At 67.7% G+C, this 4,544-nt stretch carries 4 protein-coding genes; 2 read left to right on the top strand and 2 right to left on the bottom strand.

Translation table 11 applies throughout. From position 1 onward, the window contains the following. Window positions 1-18: 18 nt before the first annotated feature. Complete coding sequence (rpmB, locus tag MJ783_RS11220) at window positions 19-207, bottom strand: 50S ribosomal protein L28 (RefSeq protein ID WP_239310361.1); 189 nt, start codon at window positions 205-207, stop codon at window positions 19-21. A gap of 390 nt (window positions 208-597) precedes the next feature. Then, entirely contained in the window at window positions 598-1,572 is a 975-nt protein-coding gene (locus MJ783_RS11215; protein ID WP_239310343.1) for an Rpn family recombination-promoting nuclease/putative transposase, read from the bottom strand. Window positions 1,573-1,956: 384 nt separating this feature from the next. On the opposite strand from MJ783_RS11215, the gene recG reads away from it, so the two are divergent. Next, window positions 1,957-4,227, top strand: a complete 2,271-nt coding sequence (gene recG, locus MJ783_RS11210; RefSeq protein ID WP_239310342.1) for an ATP-dependent DNA helicase RecG — start codon at window positions 1,957-1,959, stop codon at window positions 4,225-4,227. Continuing rightward, the coding region (locus MJ783_RS11205; protein WP_239310341.1) for an RsmD family RNA methyltransferase at window positions 4,224-4,544 on the top strand (321 nt) is incomplete at its 3' end. The genes recG and MJ783_RS11205, both read left to right, overlap by 4 nt.

Here is a 4,544-nt window from a genome sequence, read left to right as displayed (position 1 = left end):
TGCCACCCGCGCCCGACGCTACGCGCGGGTGACCTTGCCAGCCTTAATGCAGGAAGTGCACACGTTGAGACGCTTGGGCGTTTTGCCGATGAGCGCATGCACGGTCTGGATGTTGGGGTTCCAGCGCCGCCGCGTGCGCCGGTGGGAGTGGGAGACCGACATGCCGAAGCCCGGCCCCTTGCCGCAGACGTCACACACCGAAGACACGAGAACACTCCGCCGGAAGATAGTAATGATCATACCGCGTGCGCGGTAGTCAACCGAGGGTACCCCACCGATGTCCGGCTAACGCGGTGGGACCGTCTGCCGCGGGGTGACTCCTTCAGCAAACCGTGTGCGCTTGTGGCCCAAGCCGCTTGGGCCGGCTGAAGACGAGACTGCACCGGCCTCGGTGATCGCGCGTTCCACCGCACTCCTCGTCGAGGTCGATGTCCAGGCACGGGGCCGGACCGGCGAGCGAGGTCCGCTCACCGTCGCGTGGTCACACCACGTGGCGCCACCATTTCGCGGTGACTCTCATGGGCGCGTGAGTGGCCTTGATGGCCGACTCGTGACGTACGGCAGATCAAGGAACGGGCTTTGTGGTGTGCCTGTTGGTCAGTCGAGGAGCTTGTTGAGGCTGTCGGTGGTCAGGACGCGGGCGGTCCAGGCCTGGAGCTTGTCGATGGAGGCGTTGCGGACAGTGGTAAGTACCGGTTCGGGAAGTGGACCGAACTTGAGGGCCAGCAGCTGGAGCAGCGTCTCGGCGCGGCCCTCGGCGCGGCCCTCGGCGCGGCCTTCGGCTTTGAGGGTCTCCGCGATGGTCATGTAGGCCTCCTCCGCGTCAGGACCGACAGCGGCCATCAGATCATGTAGCTGGTCATGGGTGTCTGCGTCCCCGACCAGATCAATGTAACGCAGGAGCGCTGTGAACTCCTCCTTACCGTCGGGGCCGGCCAGCACTGCGCGTAGCTCGTCTACCCATGGCTGTAGATCTGAGGCCAGCTGGGGATTTCCGGGGGCGATTTTGAGGAGGAGCAGGGTGAGTCGTGTCGCGTGTGTCAGGGGGCGTTGCCGTAGTTGTCGTTCGTCGATGCGGACCAGGTCGTCGAGGAGGAACCGGAACCGGGGTAGGTGGTCCTTCCAGCCGGCGGCACGGTCGTGGTCGTCCAGGTCGATCAGGTCGGCTACTTCGAGTGGTGCGGTCCATGCTTGTTCGTTGTGGTGTACGACGAGGGGGAGTACGGCTGGTAGCCGGGTTGTTGTGGGGTGATCGCCGAGGTGGCGGTCCCAGATACGTATGACGTAGCGCAGCATGCGGAATGCCATCAGGGGGTCGTTGCTGCTTTGGTGCTCGATGAGTATGTAGACGAAGGCTGTGCGGCCGTCGAGTGGGACGGTGAACAGCAGGTCGGTGTGTCGCCATCGGAGGGTGGCGTCGATCAGGCTGCCGGGGACGAGGACTAGCTGATCGAGGTTGAGTCGGGTGGTGAGGGCTGTTGGTAGCGTTGCTCGTAGGTGTGATGCGGCGTTTGAGGGTGTGCTGAGGATCCGGCGGAACACCGCGTCGTGGGGTGTGGACGGATTCGGCATGGCCGCACCGTACAGGTGGGTGTGGGTGGTGCGAACAGTGTCATATATCGGGATCCGGCCCGCCCGGCCACAGAGCGGTGCGGATACAGCGTTGAGGCTTGCCTCCCAGCAAGTGTTGAACCACCAGCCACTATGGTTACGGGCACAGCTCGATCACCGTCGCTCTGCGGACCGGCTTGTGCCCGGCGACCGCGTACGAACCGCTATGTCCGCGCTACCAGCCGGGTGCCGCTGGCTACCAGAGCCGGACCACTGCAGATGCTGCCGCTGACCTGTTCTTCGTTGTTCGTCAGCCTTCTTCCGGACTGGGTCCGGATGGCGGGGTCTGGCATCGGATGCTGTGGGACCTGAAAGTTGTCGGCGCCGTCAGGCAGGATCGGGTGTGTGATCGACCAGACGACGCGGCTGCGGGACGTGGTGGGTGCGGCAACGGCCACCGCGCTCGCCGATGCTCTGAGCCTGGAGACAAGCGGTGACCTGCTTGCGCATCTGCCCCGGCGTTATCACGAACGCGGTGAACTGACCGACCTCGCGAACCTGGCTGTCGGGGAGGTGGTCACGGTGCAGGCACAGGTCGTCAGCGTGAAGCGGCGTCCGATGCGGGAGCGCAGACGCTCCATGCTCACCGTCACCGTCACCGACGGCAGCCACAACCTCCTGCTGACGTTCTTCAATCAGGTCTGGCAGGAGCGAAACCTACGGCAGGGCGTCACCGCGCTGTTCGCGGGCAAGGTGGAGGAGTACCGCGGCCGGCGGCAGCTGACCAATCCCGAGGTGCACCTGCTGGACGCTGAGAGCGCTGATCCGGGGACGCACGGCGGCGCTGAGAGCTTTGCGAGCGGTCTCGTCCCGATCTACCCGTCGGCGGTGAAACTGCCCAGCTGGAAGATTGGCAGCTGCGTGCGAATCCTGCTCGCCGGGCTCACCGAGCTCGACGATCCGCTGCCCGCGGCCATTCGGGACAAGTACCGGTTGGTAGGCCTGCTCGATGCCTACCGCCTCGTCCACCAACCGTCGTCGTGGGCGGAGGTTGCCCGTGGCCGGCTTCGCCTGAAATGGGACGAGGCGCTTATCCTGCAGGTCGCGCTCGCGCGGCGTCGACTCGACAACGAGCAGACAGCGGCGACAGCGCGGGTTCCTCGGGCGGACGGTCTGCTGGCGGCGTTCGACGCGGCATTGCCGTTCCCGCTGACCGCCGGCCAGCGCGCGGTCGGCGAGACCATCAAGGCCGAGATTGCCCGGCCGTTCCCGATGCACCGGCTGTTGCAGGGCGAGGTTGGTTCCGGCAAGACCGTGGTGGCGTTGCGGGCCATGCTCGCCGCGGTGGACGCGGGCGGTCAGGCGGTGCTGCTCGCGCCCACCGAGACACTTGCCAGCCAGCATCTACGCAGTCTGCGTAACCTGCTCGGTCCGTTGGGACGGGCAGGTGAGCTGGACGCCGCGCCACTGGCGACGAGGATCGTGCTGGTGACGGGTTCTCTCGGGGTGAGGTCGCGGCGCGAGGCGCTCGGGGCGGTGGCGGATGGCAGCGCCGGCCTGGTGGTGGGGACGCATGCGCTCCTGGAGGAGTCGGTGACCTTCCGCGACCTCGCCTTGGTCGTCGTGGACGAACAGCACCGTTTCGGGGTCGAGCAGCGGGACGCGCTGCGCTCCCGGTCCGCCCGTCCGCCGCATGTGCTGGTGATGACGGCCACGCCGATCCCGCGCACGGTCGCGATGACCGTTTTCGGTGATCTGGAGGTTTCCACTCTGACCGAGCTGCCCGCCGGCCGGTCGCCGATCGCCTCGTTCGTCGTGCCCGCGACCAACAAGGTCTGGACGGACCGGATGTGGGGCCGTGTCCGGGACGAGGTTGCCAAGGGCCATCAGGCGTATGTCGTCTGCCCGCGGATCGGCGAGGATGATGCCGCCGCCGACGCTCCGCCCGATGCCGCCGATGGCGTCCTGCCTGGCTCCTTGGCCGCTTTCTCCGGCGGTGCGCCGCCAGGCATGATCGACGGGGACACGTGGGACGCCACGGCCGGGTCCGAGGACGGGCGTAGGCCGAGCGCAGCCGTGCTCGACCTGCTCCCGGCGTTGCGTGACACCGAGCTCGTCGGGCTCCGGGCCGCGGCGTTGCACGGCCGCCTGCGCCCGGATGACAAGGACGAGGTCATGACGAAGTTCGCGGCGGGTGACATCGATGTTCTCGTGGCCACCACGGTGATCGAGGTCGGGGTCGATGTGCCCAACGCGACCGTGATGGTCATCGCGGATGCCGACCGTTTCGGCATTTCCCAGCTGCATCAGCTGCGGGGCCGGGTTGGGCGTGGCAGCGCGCCTGGGTGGTGCCTGCTGTACACCGAGGCCGAACACGGATCGCCCGCCTGGGAGCGGCTGGCCGCGGTGGCCGCCACCGCCGACGGTGCGCAGCTCGCCCGCCTCGACCTCGCGCAGCGGCGCGAGGGCGACGTGCTGGGCGCGGCCCAGTCCGGTGGTCGCCGATCGCTGCGCTTGCTGGAGCTGCTCAAGGATGAGGAACTGATCCGGTCCGCGCGGGACGAGGCGACGGCCCTGATGTGCGTTGATCCGCAGCTGTCGGCGCAGCCGGCCCTGGCCGCCGCACTCGCGGCGACGCTCGATGAGAGTACGGCCGCCTATCTGGAGAAGGGATGACGCGGATCATCGGTGGTACCGCGCGCGGGCGACCCATCCGGGTACCGCCGGGCGAGCGGACCCGCCCGACATCGGACCGGGCGCGGGAGGGGCTGTTCAACACGCTCACATCGATTGTGGAGCTGCGCGGCGCGCGGTTCGCCGATCTCTATGCTGGCAGCGGCGCGGTCGGCTTCGAAGCGTTGTCGAGGGGGGCGTCGCACGCCCTGCTCGTTGATCAGGAGCCCGCTGTTACCCACACGCTGCGCGCGAACGCCGCGACCCTTGGGCTCACCGGCGCGGAGATCATCTGCCAGCCTGTTCAGCGTGTGGTGGAG

It is taken from the genome of Protofrankia sp. Cj3 (genome assembly GCF_917627355.1).
Lineage (GTDB): Bacteria > Actinomycetota > Actinomycetes > Frankiales > Frankiaceae > Protofrankia.
The sequence above is the reverse complement of the archived record's forward strand: the minus strand, read 5'-3'. Positions and strand labels throughout refer to the sequence as shown.